Genomic DNA, 14584 nt, shown 5'->3' with positions numbered 1-14584 from the left:
CCGGCGGAATTTTGTTCGGTATGCTGCTTTGGAAGTATTACAGGTCCCGAGCTTGAGCAGTTAAAACGTTGTTGAGGCAACACTAAAGAACTTATCTGATAATGATTTAAGCATTCTACATGCAGCACGTGTTTTTTATTTCTGTATAAAAGACATCAAAACAGGCTACCAGGGCAGCCTGTTAGTCGTTCCCCGTTAGCGTAAGTACTCTTCCCCCAAAGAAATTAAGACCCTTTTGACAGTTTTGCTAACGGGTACGATAGTTGGACGATCAAGGAAGTAGATTGCCGCGGCAGTTGCTCCTTTTCATTAAGCTAACGGGAAACTATAGCTTAACAATCACAGAACAAGTCTGCCGGCATAAATCGGCAGCCTCGTTGAGCTAACGGGCAGGTCAATGGAAATGATTTGTAGAAAAAAACCTATAAATGAAATCGACAAAAGTAGTGTAGGGCGGGTGGATTCCAGATCTCGCATATGCTGCGGGATCATCTGGCTACCCTCTCTGGCGATTTTCAATCTGAACAATTCTACCGGCAGTTGAATAAAGCGGATGTGACAATTCAACCAACGCTTGATAGGATTACGTTTGCGGAAATGCTATGCTGTTTTCGACAGTGCGCACTGTACATTTTGTTTTTTCGGAGGTAATACGATGCTCGACTTACGTAAAATTGGAGCTTATATTTCGAAGCTTCGCAAAGACCGGGATCTGACCCAATTGGAACTTGCCGATCAACTGAATGTAAGTCATCAAGCGGTATCGAAATGGGAACGGGGCGACTCGCTACCGGATATCGGAACGCTTCCGCAGTTTGCGAGGTTATTCGGCAAAACGGTAGACGACATTATTAATGCAGGAGAAAACGCAGAAAATCGGGAGCACCAGCACCTAGGAACGATCGTTGAGGAGATCGCAGAGAACAGGCCAGAACAAGTTGCAGAGATGGTCAATACCGGAGAGGTGGAGGTGGAAGAGCTTGTAGAAGTAGCGCCGTTTGTAAAGGCAAGCACTCTGCATAAGGTTACTGAACGATTAGACAGAAACGTCCTTAAGTTAGATGTGATCATGAGGCTGGCTCCATTCCTTGGAACAGATACATTGGATGAACTGGTTCGTCAGGCAGAAGAGGGCGAAATTGTGTGGAATGTTATTACCGGATTCGCTCCGTTCGTCAGCAGTGACACATTAAGCCGACTGGTAGATAAATCGATTGACGGTTCTTTAGAAGTGCACAATCTTATTGGAATTGCGCCGTTTGTTGGAAGAGAACATGTAGATCGGTTGGTACAACAAGCAGAAGAGGGCAGCTTGAGCTGGCATTCCGTTCAAGGGCTGGCACCCTTTATTAGCAGAGAGACATTAAGTCGTTTGGTAGACCGGGTTGTAGACGGCACCATCGATGCGAACCGGATCGTAAGCCTCGCACCTTTCCTGGATAGGGAGCAGGTGGATCGGTTGGTACAAGAAGCCGAAGAAGGCAGCTTGAGCTGGAATGCCGTGAATGGACTGGCGCCCTTTATCAGCAGAGAAACGTTAAGCCGTTTGGTAGACCGGGTTGCAGACGGCAGCATGGATGTGAATCGAATTGTAAGCCTGGCGCCGTTTCTTGGAAGAGAACATGTAGATCGGTTGGTACAACAAGCAGAAGAGGGCAGCTTGAGCTGGCATTCCGTTCAAGGACTGGCACCCTTTATTAGCAGAGAGACATTAAGTCGTTTGGTAGACCGGGTTGTAGACGGCACCATCGATGCGAACCGGATCATAAGCCTCGCACCTTTTCTGGACAGGGAAAATCTCGAGAAGTTGATTGGTGGAGTCTAAGCTGAATATCTTAGCCCGGATCTGCTGGCAAGTCTTGCTCCTTTCGTCGATCAAGGGACATTGAGCAGAATGGTGACAAACTTATTAAATAAAGTAAAGTAGACATGTATATCGGAGATTGGTGATGCATGGACCGTCGGCGATCCCCAAAGCTACCGGCTTGAAATTCGGTAGCTTTTTGTTTGGATTTTCGGATCATTGTGAACCAGCAATACACAGAACCTTCCAAAGTTTTATTGTTGTCACGACACCAGGAGGCCAAACTGATTGTCGGAAGACAAGAACATTGTCCCAGTAAAGTCGCTTAAATAGCGGCTTCTTTCATTTGTGGGCTAAAGTTCTTGTCAATTGCAGATGACAAGAACTTTAGCCCACTCCCGATTGAAGTGTTATGGGAGAGGAACATCTTTAATCTGGATCTCAAATTGACCGGGAATAAGGATATCAAGACACTGCTACTGGTTGCGGTAGTCTTGAGAAAATAAAGCATTAGACTGAAAGGATTCGATTGTGGGAATAAAGTTCTGGACTAGGCAACGGCGTTAATCTAACGGGGAACTATAGCTTAACAAACACCATAACGAGGCTGCCGGCATGAAAGGGCAGCCTCGTTGAGCTAACGGGCAGGTTAGTGCAACATTCGTATATAATTTATCGTCCTAATTTATGGGATTTTTACGAAGGAGGGAAATGCTTGAGAAATGTTATGATGATTCTATTGTTAGTGTGTTTCATAACAACAGGGTGCACGAAAGGTGCAAGCACGAATGATGAAATACTAATAACGGCAGAAGAGATTGAAGATACATTTGAGAGGTACAATATTCCGTTAACTATGCCAAATGGATTAAGTCCAGAAAATGTATTTTTAAGGACTTTGAATGGTGTCAAACCCGAGGCTTATACAATTAATGAAAATCAATTAATCAGCTTTTATGTCTATTCCTCCAGTCATGAGACTGAAAAAGGACTAAAGGATTTTGAAGATAAAACAGCATCAGCAAGTGTGGTAACGCACAGCAAATATCAAATACGGAATGTATTACTTTTCTATGTCACAGAACACGAATTTCATGATGAGCGTGTTAAAGAAATTATGGAGGGATTCCTGGTTACGAAGTGACCGTCCATTAAGCGAACGGAGAACGTTAGTTCAACAAAATAGCCGCTAGCCTTAACTTAATTTCAGGTCAGGGCTAGCGGCTAGTGCAGCTTAATGATTCAATCGAGAGGCAGTTGTTAATTCATCAGATTCTCTATCCGATCGGCACGGATCCAGCACATTTCCTTGATATCTATAGTCGCTTTGAAGTCGTCAATCAAGGTAAAACGATCTTGAAGATTGACCAACGACTCAATACGGAAAATATCTCGCAGTCTATCAAGTCCACCCGAATCGATGTTGAACAACGCAAAAGCGTCCACGTCAAGACTCTTAATAAGTTTCTTTACTTTGTCTTCTTTGCTATGTTCCTTATAGAATTCCTTAAGCATTTTAACCCTAAAAGCGTCTGAATTGGGGTTCACATAGAGCAATTCAACAGCTTCTTCTTCGGGAAACCGTTCTTGTACATAATTCTGTAATTCAATTTCATCTTCCTCATACGAAAAATCGAATGCAGATACAACTCTACTTTTATAAAAGATGGTGAAACCCCAGCCGTGGTCTTCGAAATTATAAAAGTATAATACAGGTACTCCAGCAGTCATTTTTATAATATCCTCAGGATAGGTGTCACTAACTTCTGTACCTTCCGTAAAAAACACGCTCCATTTGTCATTAAGCGGTTTTATAAAAATGGGATTGTAGTCTTCGATAGCTTCCCTATGTTTATTCAAAACAAGATTGCCTGAAGTAAATTCACTCATTTGTCTTCCCTCCGTTATCGTCATATCATCACTTAAGATGAATATTTCGCTGAAACCTACCTGATCACCTTCATTTAACAAAGAGTATTGCTATAGGTTTGTTAAGCTAACGGGCAGGTTAGCGCAACATTATCTTTTAAGGAACGTATGAATCCGTGGGGGTGGAGAAAATGGGTATAAAAAGCATAACATCGATTGCCCTCATTCTCACAATAGTCGTTTTGGGGCTGTTTTTTTTATATTTCGCAGACCTCGTCGATAAGTCGGAGTCTGTGATTCTTTTTAAAGAATCAGCCGATGATGTAGCAAATGCAGGAATGTGGATTTATGGCGGTGTAACGGCGGGACATGTGTATGTCGAGTTAAGCTATCAAGAGGTAAATCAAATTCGCTCCTGGCTTATTTCCGTGCCAGCGGACAGGGTTAAAGAAGTTAATAAAATATTTTACGAGATCAACGTCAATCCAAACCCCAGTGCAGAAATCGTATTTATCTTGAAATCGAACGCTGAAGTTCGAATTACGTATGACAAAAAGGACGTTTACGTAACCAGATCGTATAAAAAGAATCAAATAAAGTATGTTATCGAATCCTCAGAGTTGAAAAAATTCTTTGATAATAAATTGATGTAGTTCAGATCGTGATTGAACTAACGGGGAACTTTAGTCCAATGCACCATGGAGCAGATTGCAATTCGGCAACTGCTCCATTCTTCATTAAGTTAAAGGGCAGTTTTGCATGGTAAAATCTAAGGGGATAATTGTGATGCTATTCAGAAGTGGAGTGAGATGTGCTTGAAAAGACCTTTTGGAGTTCAAATTCAAGGTAGTGTTTATGCCAATGAAGGTGATTTAGGGCATAACGAGTTTTGTGATGCGTTTATCGAATTTATCGAGAGCAAAGGATGGCATTTTGGAGGTGGAAGCTTCCAAATTGATGAAAATGGAGAACAAATTAAGAATATTGATGATTGAACTAACGGGCACTTTAGATCATAGCACCATGGAGCAGCTTGCGATCCGGCAGTTGCTTCATTTTTTCATTAAGCTAAAGGGCAGCTTAGTTAGTGTTAAAATAACCATAATGGAAAATTCCTTGAATTTACTGGGGTGATTGAAAATGGATAAGACCAACGTCAAGGCGTATTTCAGCATCTTTGGGGACAGCTTTCCCGTAAATGAAGTTACGAAATTACTGTGTATCGAACCAACCGAATCGTACAACAAAGATGATGTTATTGTTAGACCTAAGAATGAAAATCTGATTAGCACCACCATCAATTACAGAAAAGAGACTGCCTGGATACTTAGTTCAGACTACCAAGAATCCTGTGATATTAACGACCAGTTGTATTTACTCTTGGACACATTAGAAAATAAGGTTATTGAACTGAAGAAAATCCAAAATGACTACAAAGTATCGTATAAATTCGACATTGTTATTAACATCGAAAATAATGAAAAACCAGCTATATATTTAGAGCATAGATTTATTAGCTTTGCGTACTCAATAAACGCAGATGTGGACTTTGACTTGTATATTTTTAGCTAAACGGTCATTCAACTAACGAGCACGATAGTTGAGGGGCTTCCGCCGTAGGCGACGCCTATTCGTTTATTGAAGTAACTGGAAGAATTGTTGGAAAACTCGTGACAATTATTTGAAGCATAGTTAACCTTTAAGGAAAGGGATTCGAAATAATCGAGCGGGGGAAATCATCATGACATGGGTACTGCTTATTGTGCTTGCTTATACATCAATAATATATAGAATACACAGACGTCTGAACTATTTGGAAAAGGAAATAAAAAGATTGAGTGGAGAAAAAGATATTGTTTAGTCTTCAACAACTCTCCGAACTATCGGGAAACGTTAGTTCAATAGCACACAACGATGAGCAGGCACTGCGGTTGCCTGCTCGTTTTATTAAACTAACGGGCAGTTTACTGAATCCTCTCTCCGTAACATTTGTCCATTTTTTTCGTCTATGTTAAAAAGGGGGAAAGATCATCATGAAAAATTTCAAACTCGTTTTGCTGATACTTGTTTGCTTTGGAATATCATCATGCTCAAACTCAAGCTATAACCATAAGCAACCAATCCATACAGGTAGCGATATCTTAAAAACGTTCGGTGATGAAGACTTAATTCGGATGAAGGAATTTGTAGATAGATTCAATAATAAAAAACCAGATTACGTTCTAGCAATTCCACCTTTCCTTGATGGGGGATACTCGATCTACGATTTAATTTCAGATGGTAAATTGGTAACGATCAAAAGGGATAGTACGAGGGACATTTATGGAGGCAGTAAATCAACATTCACGTGTAAGGCGAGAAAATACAAGAAGAAGGAGATGAGCAGCAGCACGTGCTAGGCAGCTGTGAGGCGGAGGAAGGAAGCGTCGCCGAAGTGAAATTGTTTACTTTCAATGGCGATCTCTGACTCGATAGCATGTGAATAAAACCGTTTCCGAACGTTATCCATACGTTACACTAACGGAGAACGATAGCGGAGGAGCTTCCTATGTGGTAGCTCCTCTTTTTTATTGAACTAACGGGTAGGTTAGCGCAACAAACTCGAACAATATACGTCTAAATACTGGTAAGCTTAGGGTGGGGCTAAACAAGATAGGGCAGTCCATTCACTTTGTTATTCAACCATCGTTTCCAGATAAAGGGGGATTCTATTGAAACCGATTGCATATTTGCTAATGGGCTTTTTAGCAATAATCATTTATAGTGGTTGCAGTAACGAAACTTCAAAGGAGTTTATCGAGGAATTAAAACCTCAACATAGTAATTATAAATTACATCTATTTAAAACTGATGGATCAGCAATTCATAATGAGATGAATGAAGTGCAAATTTTCATAAATTCCAGCCCCGTATTTCAAGGTAATATTACGGAAATGAGTGGTCATGATTACAACGAACGACTGAACAAAAAATTAAAAAAATTGGGCATAAAAACATATCCCATGTATGTCCTAATGAACAAGGACGGGATTGTTCATATATCACCTTACTTGAGTGAAATGAAATTCTTTATCAAAGAGGTACTTAAACTGAACTGAGACCAGGAGTTAAACTAACGGGAAACGTTAGTTTAACTTGCGGCAGCTGCTCCCTTTCTTTATTAAGCTAACGGGCAGTTTAGCGCAACTTTCCAAGTTATTGAAACATACAGGGTTAAGGTGGCTGGAGCATAAGGAGGAGATACGTTGAGGGTTATACTTGAATTGCTTCGTATTATTATTATTATAGTCGTACTTCTTGGGGGATTTTTGGGATATTTAATTAGAAAAATATACACAGAAATCGACATCAATATTGATGAACATGGCTGGATTGCAATGCTTGGTATTTACATTCTGATTTTCGTTTTATATAGAAATAAAATGCAATTCAGTGGATGGTACAAAGGAAAGGGAAGAGAAAAACTCCCAAGAGGAGCAACCCAACTACTACTTTCAGGCTCTATTTTGTTAATATTACTCCCTGCATTTCTTAGTTTATTGAACTAACGGGAAACGATATTAGTATCGGTTTCAACTTAGGGATATGTTTGATTTGGAGGATAATATGAAGTGTACTGAATGTGAATATGAGTATAATCCAAATGCTGAAAATTGGGTGTATCACGGAGATGCTTGTTATGAAATCAAGTCCAATATATTTAATGCCCAAATGCTTATCGAAATAGCAGAACATGCATTTTCTATAGATCCCCAGCATGAGGAAATTTATATTGATACTTGGCTAATTGATTGTCTTCCTTGCAGTTCGTGCTCTCTTCAAAATATAAGAAACAAAAGTAAGAGGTTAGAGCTTGAACAAAAATATGATAGCAGAGGATTAAACATTACTTATTATTTTTAAAAAATCTTTCTAACGAGAAACGATAGTACAACAGCAGGCTGCCGGCACGAACGGCAGCTTATTCAGCTAACAGGCAGAATAATTTAATCATTTATGCGGAAAATAACCCAAACATTTATGGGGGATTCTGTCTAATGTTACGGAGAGGCGTTTTGATTTTCTTAATCTTGTTAAGCTGCATTAATGTAATGAGTAAAGCCACAGCATCCACCAGTTCAGGGATCACATTAGTAGACGCTTTCCAGATCGGTCTTACAGAAGCAAGAAAATGGGATGCTCAGGCGAATCTAATCTTGATCACGAGTGTTGGTGACACAGGCTCAACACCACCATCTACTCTTGGTAATGATGGCAAAAGAGAAGTTTGGAATTTGCTCTTTGGAAATGGTCAAAGAAATGAAACTTTAATCATTAACATAAAAAAAGTAAGATTGCGATTACGCGAACTGTACAAGAAGACATTCAAGACTTTGAAATTATTCCACAAAGCGATCTCATACTTGACTCAACTACTATGGTGCAGATTGCGATTAAAAACGGTGTCAAACCAGGGGAAGGATGGGCTAAAGGATATCATTTCAACGTTAGAAAAGACCATCAAGCCTTGTTTTTTGGAGTAAGTGGGCAGAACAAGTACGGTATGATGACGAAACTGTACATGGACAAGACAGGGAAGGTTCTGGGTTCCGAAACGAATAATGAATGACTGAAATAACTTTTCCTCCATGAACTCATTGAACTAACGGGGAACGTTAGTTAAACAAATGAGGGGCAGTTTGCTGCGGCAGCTGCTCTCTTTCTTTATTAAGCTAACGGGCAGGTTAATTCCAATGTGTGCTATACTTTCAAAGTAACAGTATGGCTCGTCATGCTTGAAAAATGTCGTTTTCAGGAAGGTCATATTAATGGGGAAGACATTCAGCAAAAGAACTAAAAAGATAATGGTAAATGGTTCTCAATTCCACTGCGTTATAAATGAAATCCCTAGTAATAAATTTGTGAATTTTAAGGTCTATTCATCAAAAACCTCATATTTTGAAGTCTTATTTAGATGGGAAGGTAGCTGGCACTTCATCCCACATAAGCCAAGGAATTGTGAACGTTTAATAAGATATGCGATTGAAAATGGATGGGAATTTAATATTGAAAAGAAAACATTGAAAATCGAACAAGGTGATTTTCTCATTGATAAGTTAGGACTAAGTGTATAACTTCACATTTCTCATTAAGCTATCGGGATACGATAGTTCAATATCGAAAAGGGCTGCCGCGTGGCAGTCCTTCGTTGCGCTAACGGGCAGGATAACTCAATATACACGGATAGGTACGAAACCCTTTAGTTGGTACTACGAATATTTAGTACTATTACCTGTTAAATAATGTTGTTAAACTTTTTTCATTGGGATGCGGTTCTACATGTGAGAATGGAGGTCAATTCAGAAAAATTCCTCACGAAAATCAGCTTTGTGTAAATGTCTTTTTGTATTAGACTACAAGAAAAAGGGGGGGGGAATGTGTTAAATAGCAGGTTTTCTTTGAATTTTGGTTTGACTTTTGTTTATCTAATCATTTTTTATTTTGTTACACATGTTCTGATGCTAATCAACATAATTGATGATGGTGTTTTCACTATAAATAGACTATTTATTGGTTTTTACCAATGGGTTTACTTAATTCCACTTATGATTTATTTGAAAAAGGAAAAGAAATCATATAAAGGTTATCTTGTAGGTGGTTTATTTATATCTGTTTTAAATATCGCTTTATTTATTTGGATATTACTTGACCCAAGTAAATTCATTTAAAATTATCCGTCTTAAGCTAACGGGTAACGTTAGTTCAATGCACCATGGAGCAGTCTGCACCTATTGTATCTGACCCTCGAACTGATCCGCTTCTTCTACTTTGATTTCATGCTCCTTAAGATATTTTCGAACTTTCACAAGATCTTGGTGTATTCGATCGGCCAGCAGCCCGCAGGATGCTTCGAACAAAAGCTTGAGAGATACTGAATCGCTCATAAGAGAACAAGTTGGAAACGATGAAGTCCATTCTGGACGGTCTAGTTGCCGACGGCAGCTTGACGAAAGAATTGATGCTGACAGGCTTCAACGAATTCGTCCTGACTTCCTTGAACTACGATTCCAGCGCGAACTCGTTCTTCGTTGACTTGCTGAACGAGAATTACGATGTAGCCAGAGACATCATGACGGCCGAAGACGGAGGAACGTTGAGAATTCACCTGCCTGAAAGCCTGAAAGGCAAATTGCTCAGCGTTAAGTTCTACGATCCCGACAAAAACGGCGCCGCTCAAACGGTCACATTTACGAAAGTGGATGACAGCACGATCGAAGCCTCGATTCCGGGATTCCGTGTCTATGGATCGCTGGTTATTAAAAAAGGCTGATAACGTATAAGGTTTTATGCAAATAAAGGCAAGGCAAGGCGGGCGGAGCATTCCGTCCGCCTTGTCTTTGTTTGTTAAACCGCCTCTATTCGGGTAAAGAGGTCATATGGACCGGTATCGACCATCTGGTGTTCGTGGCGGCGCTCGTGGTGCTCAAACAGCGCAAGCGGGATTAACTGCCTTTACGGTCGGTCACAGCGTCACGATCGCACTTGCCGCGCTGGAGTATTCAAATGAAGCCCTTCGGCAAACTATGGAGCTAAATGCTGAATTTACCCAACCACTACCAGATCGAGAGGTCATATCCGAAACGAGAAGCGCCGAAAAGGCATGTTAAGTTTCCTGGTTTTTAGAAGTTCGACTTGTTCCTGATATGCTAGATTTTGCAACGGTTTTTCTTTTATCACAATGCTATTTTACAATATTTTAATACCCTTCTCATATAAGGAAAACATTTCCTCCATACAATGGATCCAAGGAACTAAAACATTTAAAAAGGAGATGAATAGCTTGAAGATACAACAAATTCGACTACCCTTGGCAGCAAGTCTTTTATCAGCTGTTATGTTGGGAGGAACAATGCTGCCGGCCGACTCGATCAGCAAAGTCTATGCGGAAAGCTTTAAACCGCTCCATAAATCTGTGGAGGCAGGTTCTCTCCCGGCCGTAGCCCCCTTCCTGCTGCCGGATGGATTCGAACAAGTCTGGATCATAAACGAACAAACCGATCAGGACTTCCTCGATTATCCAAGCACGAACGTCATAAATGAAACAGGTGTTAAGGATAACTGGGGCGATAATAATGCCGGGCAATATCTTTACCGCACCCACCAGCTAAACGGTAACTCAGCCATCAGCGTAACTGACCTAGACGGGGATGAGTCTACCAAAATCTTGGCTCAGCGCGATGATTGGGAAAACCTCGATGATTTGGTTTGGACACCATGGGGGACCTTACTTACGGCCGAGAATATAGGACTTTCCAAGAAGGCTGATGCGAATGTCCCCGGTGCGGCTAGTGGTTTAGCGTATGAGATTAACCCTTGGAACGGTTCGATCACCGCACGTCCGGCATTGGGGTCCCTTGCCTATGGAGGGATTCAACTTGATGCTAACGGGGATGTGTATATGACCGATCATAACGAAAACGGAAGTATCTTTCGATTTGTTCCTGATCAGGTAGGTGATCTCTCCAGCGGGCAGCTTTATGCCCTGCGTATTACCGATGATAAAGACAAGATCGGAATGCAACTAGGAGATCGTACAGGTAGTGCCGAATGGATTCTCCTCAATGGGGAACAGTCCCGTGTCAATGCGCGTTTGCAAGCGGAAAAGGCCGGAGCGGACGCTTATCAGTTGCCTTCCGATCTTGTGATTAGGGAAAATGTACTCTACATTTCGATTGAAGGAGAAGATCGTGTCCTATCCATTGCCCTAGGGGAAAAACCGTTTGTACGCAACTATGTCCAGGCAGGAGACAATGCAGATAAAAAAGATTTCCAAAACCCTCGATACCTTGCTATGGATAGCAAAGGAACTCTTTACATAGCTGAGAAAAATAGACAAGCGGATATTTGGGTCGCCTCACCCGATAAAATGAAAAAAGATGAAATGCCCAAAAAGGTCGAGCGTTTCGCTTCCCTTTCTGACGCCCAGGCTGTTCCGTCCGGCTTGTATTTTGACCCTGTTGGGCGCTTTGCCCCTTCCAATGGCCAGAACCTATTTGTTAACGTAAAAAATTCCACTGACGGCAATGACAAAACCTTTGTGATCCGAAAGAAGACAAATCCGGAGCTGCAGCCTGAGTTTGATCGGTGGGCGAATGCCGGCACGCCGGATCAAGGAGCGAAAGATCCTATCATTTCCGCGCATCGCGGAGCACCTTGGCTTGCGCCGGAAAATACGCTTGATTCCTATCGCTATGCTTATGCGTACGGTGCGGATATGGTTGAAGTCGACGTACGAGAGACGAAGGATGGCAGATATGTCTCATTCCATGATTCGACAGTTGATCGCGTAACAGACGGTACGGGACCTATTTCAGCCATGACGTTCGAAGAGGTGCGCGCACTCAATGCCGCTGACAACGATCAGTGGCGCGGAAGCGAGTATGACCGCGCACAGGTTGCTTCCTTGGAAGAAATTTTAGAGCTTGCCGAACAAGTAGGCGGCGGCATTGAGTTCGACATCAAAGATGTCACGGACCAGGGGGAATTAGCCAATTTGGCGGCACAGTATAATGGGGTGCTCGAACGCTCCATCTTTAACTCCAGAGATATACGAATCAAACAAGCCCAGCCTACAGCAAGACTGATCTACAACCGAAACAATTACGAAACGCCTGGAATGCTATACCTCCAAGGTGCTTATTACTCGGTATTCGGGTCGAGGCTGGATGAATATACACCGGAAAGTATCGTCGCCATTCACGATGCAGGGGGAATCGTTTTGCCGCATTCCTATGACTTTGGAGCAGAGGCTGAAGGCACTACATTCCTCCAAGGACGCGTGATCGGGACAGATGGGGCCCAAACGAATCAGCCGGACGTCATTTTGGATGTTCTCGACACCCCTATCCCGACCTCGATTTCTGTTAGCGCTTATGGCGGCTCTTTCAAGGCGACTCTTGTGAATAGCTCGAATGATATGGGGCTGCCGGGCAAGAAGCTCACCATTAGCAAAGGAAACGAAACGATTCAACTAACCACACAACGCGGAGGATCCGTTTCATTGCCAATTGGCTGGAATGATGCTCGCATTACTTTTGCCGGAGATGCTACCGCACAACCCAGCACGTTAAATTAACGAGTTAAGAAAAGATAGGGTATAGGTGGGAACCCCACCACGTTATGGGACAATAAAAGAGCATTGTTTTGAAGAAGAAGGGCAGCTGGTATGCGCTGGATCACCGGTCTGACGCTTGGATTAAAGTGAAGAAATTATCAGAGGTTATACGAAACGCTTTTACAATTCGCAAAAGAAGACACCCTTGCCTGTTCTGAAAATATTTTCAATAAAAATAGGCAACTTCCGATTTAAAATTGAACCGGAAGTTGCCTATTTCTTTAGCGTGTTTTAAGAGACAATTCCGTACCCTTTTCTCTCGATATATTGGTGCGAAATCGAATGTTCCTTCAGTAGTTCACTGCGTCCTTCACATCCCAGCGAAAACATAAGCAGTAGAATGGGAATGAACATCCTCTTCACATCATCCACCTCATATCCACATTAAAAATGGGCACGAATCGAACCCAACGCTACAAAACTCGCGGTTAGTATGTCGGCCAGCGATGTGGGTATAGCACCTGTGCGTGATTGGCATCGATTTCGGTGTAATCTAGGAACTTGGATATATCGCCCGCTTTTAATTCAAGGTCGTTGGTAATCCGACTGCTCGTTGGCATTCGTTCCATCGAAAGCGATATCTTGTGTCGCTCTTTCTGCTGGCGGTGCTGCTCGTCGTGGCCTATTGGAATTCACACCGCTTCTTCGAACCGTTCCGCCATTTGGCCGACCAATTGCAGCGGAAGCTCGGGGTACGGGCGAAGAACGATTACGGCGTAATCGAGCAAGGGGTCGTACTGCTTCGCGACCACTACTCGCTCATCAAGACGGAATATTTGCGGCATTGGCTGCTGCAGGGCAGGCTGACCGACAGCGGGAGAGAAGCGATCGCCCGCGAATCGCGAAGAATGGATTCGGCTTGCGGTCGTCAAGATCGATTCGTATTACGAGATATCCGAACGGTACGATTTTGTCTCGCGCAAGCTGCTCAAGTATGCGATCGGCAATATCGCCGAAGAATTGCTCAGCCGGCCGGAACGCGCCGTTGAAGTCGTCGATTTCGGTGCCGACCATCTGGTCGTCCTGATCGGCGCAACCGATTCCGATCCCGAATTAACGGGGGAACTGAAGGGGCTTCGCCGGCACGCTGCCCAATACGTCAACTTGGACTTGACGATCGCGGAAAGCGCCGCACGGCGCGTGCACGACGATTTGCGCAAAGTATACGATGATATTAACAAGCTGACCTTGTTCAAGTTCGTCAGCGGTGACGATAAAATATACACCGAACAGGATTATGAGCGGTATGCCGATCTGCAGGTCCCGCTTATTATGCTTTTGATCAATCCAGTCATTGTAGCCATTACGATCTTCACGCTGCTGGGCACCTGGAACAGCTTCATGCTTCCGACGATCCTGACCGCGACACGGATCTGATGACTCTGCCGCTCGGGCTGAACTATTTCCGCACCAAATTTACGATGGACTTCGCCATGATCGCGACTTCCACCGTTACATCCGCCCTCCCGACCGTACTGGCCTATGTATTCTTCCAGCGGACGATCATCTCGGGTATGGTTGCCGGTGCGGTCAAGGAATCACCAAAGGGCAGCGACTTGTCCGGGAGAGAAGGCGGAGTTTGAAGAAAATTGTGCCTGTGCCGTACGAAGAAGCTCTGACCCTCTATAGCAATTGAATGTCAGTCGAAAAGGACGCATCCTTAACGGGTTCGTCCTTTTACGGAGTTTACTACCAACATGCTGATTAAGCATTTTCTCCAACGGACACAACCTTGATACCGGGAAAAGGAAATTGAC

At 42.8% G+C, this 14584-nt stretch carries 21 protein-coding genes; 18 read left to right on the top strand and 3 right to left on the bottom strand.

The window, feature by feature from the left end; genetic code table 11:
* Positions 1–339 precede the first annotated feature (339 nt).
* Positions 340–492, bottom strand: coding sequence for a hypothetical protein (locus tag AC0YN7_RS29130; RefSeq protein ID WP_475813512.1), 153 nt, complete (start codon positions 490–492; stop codon positions 340–342).
* Between the two features lie 163 nt (positions 493–655).
* On the opposite strand from AC0YN7_RS29130, the gene AC0YN7_RS29125 reads away from it, so the two are divergent.
* Positions 656–1825 carry a helix-turn-helix transcriptional regulator gene (locus AC0YN7_RS29125; protein ID WP_475813511.1) on the top strand — a complete coding sequence of 390 codons (1170 nt, stop codon included), beginning with the start codon at positions 656–658 and terminating at the stop codon, positions 1823–1825.
* A gap of 694 nt (positions 1826–2519) precedes the next feature.
* Positions 2520–2948 carry a hypothetical protein gene (locus AC0YN7_RS29120; RefSeq protein ID WP_475813510.1) on the top strand — a complete coding sequence of 143 codons (429 nt, stop codon included), beginning with the start codon at positions 2520–2522 and terminating at the stop codon, positions 2946–2948.
* Between the two features lie 116 nt (positions 2949–3064).
* Here AC0YN7_RS29120 and AC0YN7_RS29115 read toward each other — a convergent pair whose 3' ends face one another.
* Entirely contained in the window at positions 3065–3694 is a 630-nt protein-coding gene (locus AC0YN7_RS29115; RefSeq protein ID WP_475813509.1) for a hypothetical protein, read from the bottom strand.
* Positions 3695–3864: 170 nt separating this feature from the next.
* Here AC0YN7_RS29115 and AC0YN7_RS29110 point away from each other — a divergent pair, with 170 nt between their 5' ends.
* The 13 genes from AC0YN7_RS29110 (at position 3865) to AC0YN7_RS29050 (ending at position 12788) form a co-directional block, all read left to right on the top strand.
* Complete coding sequence (locus AC0YN7_RS29110) at positions 3865–4326, top strand: hypothetical protein (RefSeq protein ID WP_475813508.1); 462 nt, start codon at positions 3865–3867, stop codon at positions 4324–4326.
* A gap of 162 nt (positions 4327–4488) precedes the next feature.
* The gene (locus tag AC0YN7_RS29105) at positions 4489–4668 is read left to right on the top strand and encodes a hypothetical protein (protein ID WP_475813507.1); all 180 of its coding nucleotides are present in this window, start codon (positions 4489–4491) and stop codon (positions 4666–4668) included.
* 145 nt (positions 4669–4813) lie between these two features.
* Positions 4814–5245: a DUF4279 domain-containing protein gene (locus AC0YN7_RS29100; protein ID WP_475813506.1), complete on the top strand. Its 432-nt coding sequence runs from the start codon at positions 4814–4816 to the stop codon at positions 5243–5245.
* A 461-nt stretch (positions 5246–5706) separates the two neighbouring features.
* Entirely contained in the window at positions 5707–6072 is a 366-nt protein-coding gene (locus AC0YN7_RS29095) for a hypothetical protein (protein ID WP_475813505.1), read from the top strand.
* Positions 6073–6384: 312 nt separating this feature from the next.
* Positions 6385–6771, top strand: coding sequence for a hypothetical protein (locus AC0YN7_RS29090; protein WP_475813504.1), 387 nt, complete (start codon positions 6385–6387; stop codon positions 6769–6771).
* Between the two features lie 147 nt (positions 6772–6918).
* On the top strand, positions 6919–7221 hold the full coding sequence (locus AC0YN7_RS29085) for a hypothetical protein (protein ID WP_475813503.1): 303 nt from the start codon (positions 6919–6921) through the stop codon (positions 7219–7221).
* Between the two features lie 58 nt (positions 7222–7279).
* Positions 7280–7576: a hypothetical protein gene (locus tag AC0YN7_RS29080; protein ID WP_475813502.1), complete on the top strand. Its 297-nt coding sequence runs from the start codon at positions 7280–7282 to the stop codon at positions 7574–7576.
* A gap of 134 nt (positions 7577–7710) precedes the next feature.
* The gene (locus tag AC0YN7_RS29075) at positions 7711–8196 is read left to right on the top strand and encodes a hypothetical protein (RefSeq protein ID WP_475813501.1); all 486 of its coding nucleotides are present in this window, start codon (positions 7711–7713) and stop codon (positions 8194–8196) included.
* A 285-nt stretch (positions 8197–8481) separates the two neighbouring features.
* Positions 8482–8787, top strand: coding sequence for a hypothetical protein (locus AC0YN7_RS29070; protein WP_475813500.1), 306 nt, complete (start codon positions 8482–8484; stop codon positions 8785–8787).
* Positions 8788–9090: 303 nt separating this feature from the next.
* The gene (locus tag AC0YN7_RS29065; protein ID WP_475813499.1) at positions 9091–9381 is read left to right on the top strand and encodes a hypothetical protein; all 291 of its coding nucleotides are present in this window, start codon (positions 9091–9093) and stop codon (positions 9379–9381) included.
* A 227-nt stretch (positions 9382–9608) separates the two neighbouring features.
* Positions 9609–9983 (top strand): hypothetical protein, encoded by a 375-nt coding sequence (locus tag AC0YN7_RS29060; RefSeq protein ID WP_475813498.1) that lies wholly within the window; start codon positions 9609–9611, stop codon positions 9981–9983.
* Positions 9984–10089: 106 nt separating this feature from the next.
* Positions 10090–10320 (top strand): hypothetical protein, encoded by a 231-nt coding sequence (locus AC0YN7_RS29055; RefSeq protein ID WP_475813497.1) that lies wholly within the window; start codon positions 10090–10092, stop codon positions 10318–10320.
* Positions 10321–10493: 173 nt separating this feature from the next.
* A complete protein-coding gene (locus AC0YN7_RS29050) occupies positions 10494–12788 on the top strand; it encodes a glycerophosphodiester phosphodiesterase family protein (RefSeq protein ID WP_475813496.1) in 2295 nt (764 codons plus the stop codon).
* 467 nt (positions 12789–13255) lie between these two features.
* On the opposite strand, the gene AC0YN7_RS29045 is transcribed toward AC0YN7_RS29050, so the two are convergent.
* Positions 13256–13396, bottom strand: a complete 141-nt coding sequence (locus AC0YN7_RS29045) for a hypothetical protein (RefSeq protein ID WP_475813495.1) — start codon at positions 13394–13396, stop codon at positions 13256–13258.
* Positions 13397–13444: 48 nt separating this feature from the next.
* On the opposite strand from AC0YN7_RS29045, the gene AC0YN7_RS29040 reads away from it, so the two are divergent.
* The 3 genes from AC0YN7_RS29040 to AC0YN7_RS29030 are packed head-to-tail and all read left to right on the top strand — an operon-like array spanning position 13445 to position 14410.
* Complete coding sequence (locus AC0YN7_RS29040; RefSeq protein WP_475813494.1) at positions 13445–13816, top strand: hypothetical protein; 372 nt, start codon at positions 13445–13447, stop codon at positions 13814–13816.
* Entirely contained in the window at positions 13788–14204 is a 417-nt protein-coding gene (locus AC0YN7_RS29035; RefSeq protein ID WP_475813493.1) for a hypothetical protein, read from the top strand. Before AC0YN7_RS29040 ends, AC0YN7_RS29035 begins: the two co-directional genes overlap by 29 nt.
* 56 nt (positions 14205–14260) lie before the next feature.
* Complete coding sequence (locus AC0YN7_RS29030) at positions 14261–14410, top strand: hypothetical protein (protein WP_475813492.1); 150 nt, start codon at positions 14261–14263, stop codon at positions 14408–14410.
* The last annotated feature ends 174 nt before the right edge of the window (positions 14411–14584 follow it).

The sequence above is a fragment of the Paenibacillus sp. J31R122 genome, assembly GCF_056269185.1.
This window is presented reverse-complemented; position numbering and strand designations above follow the sequence as displayed.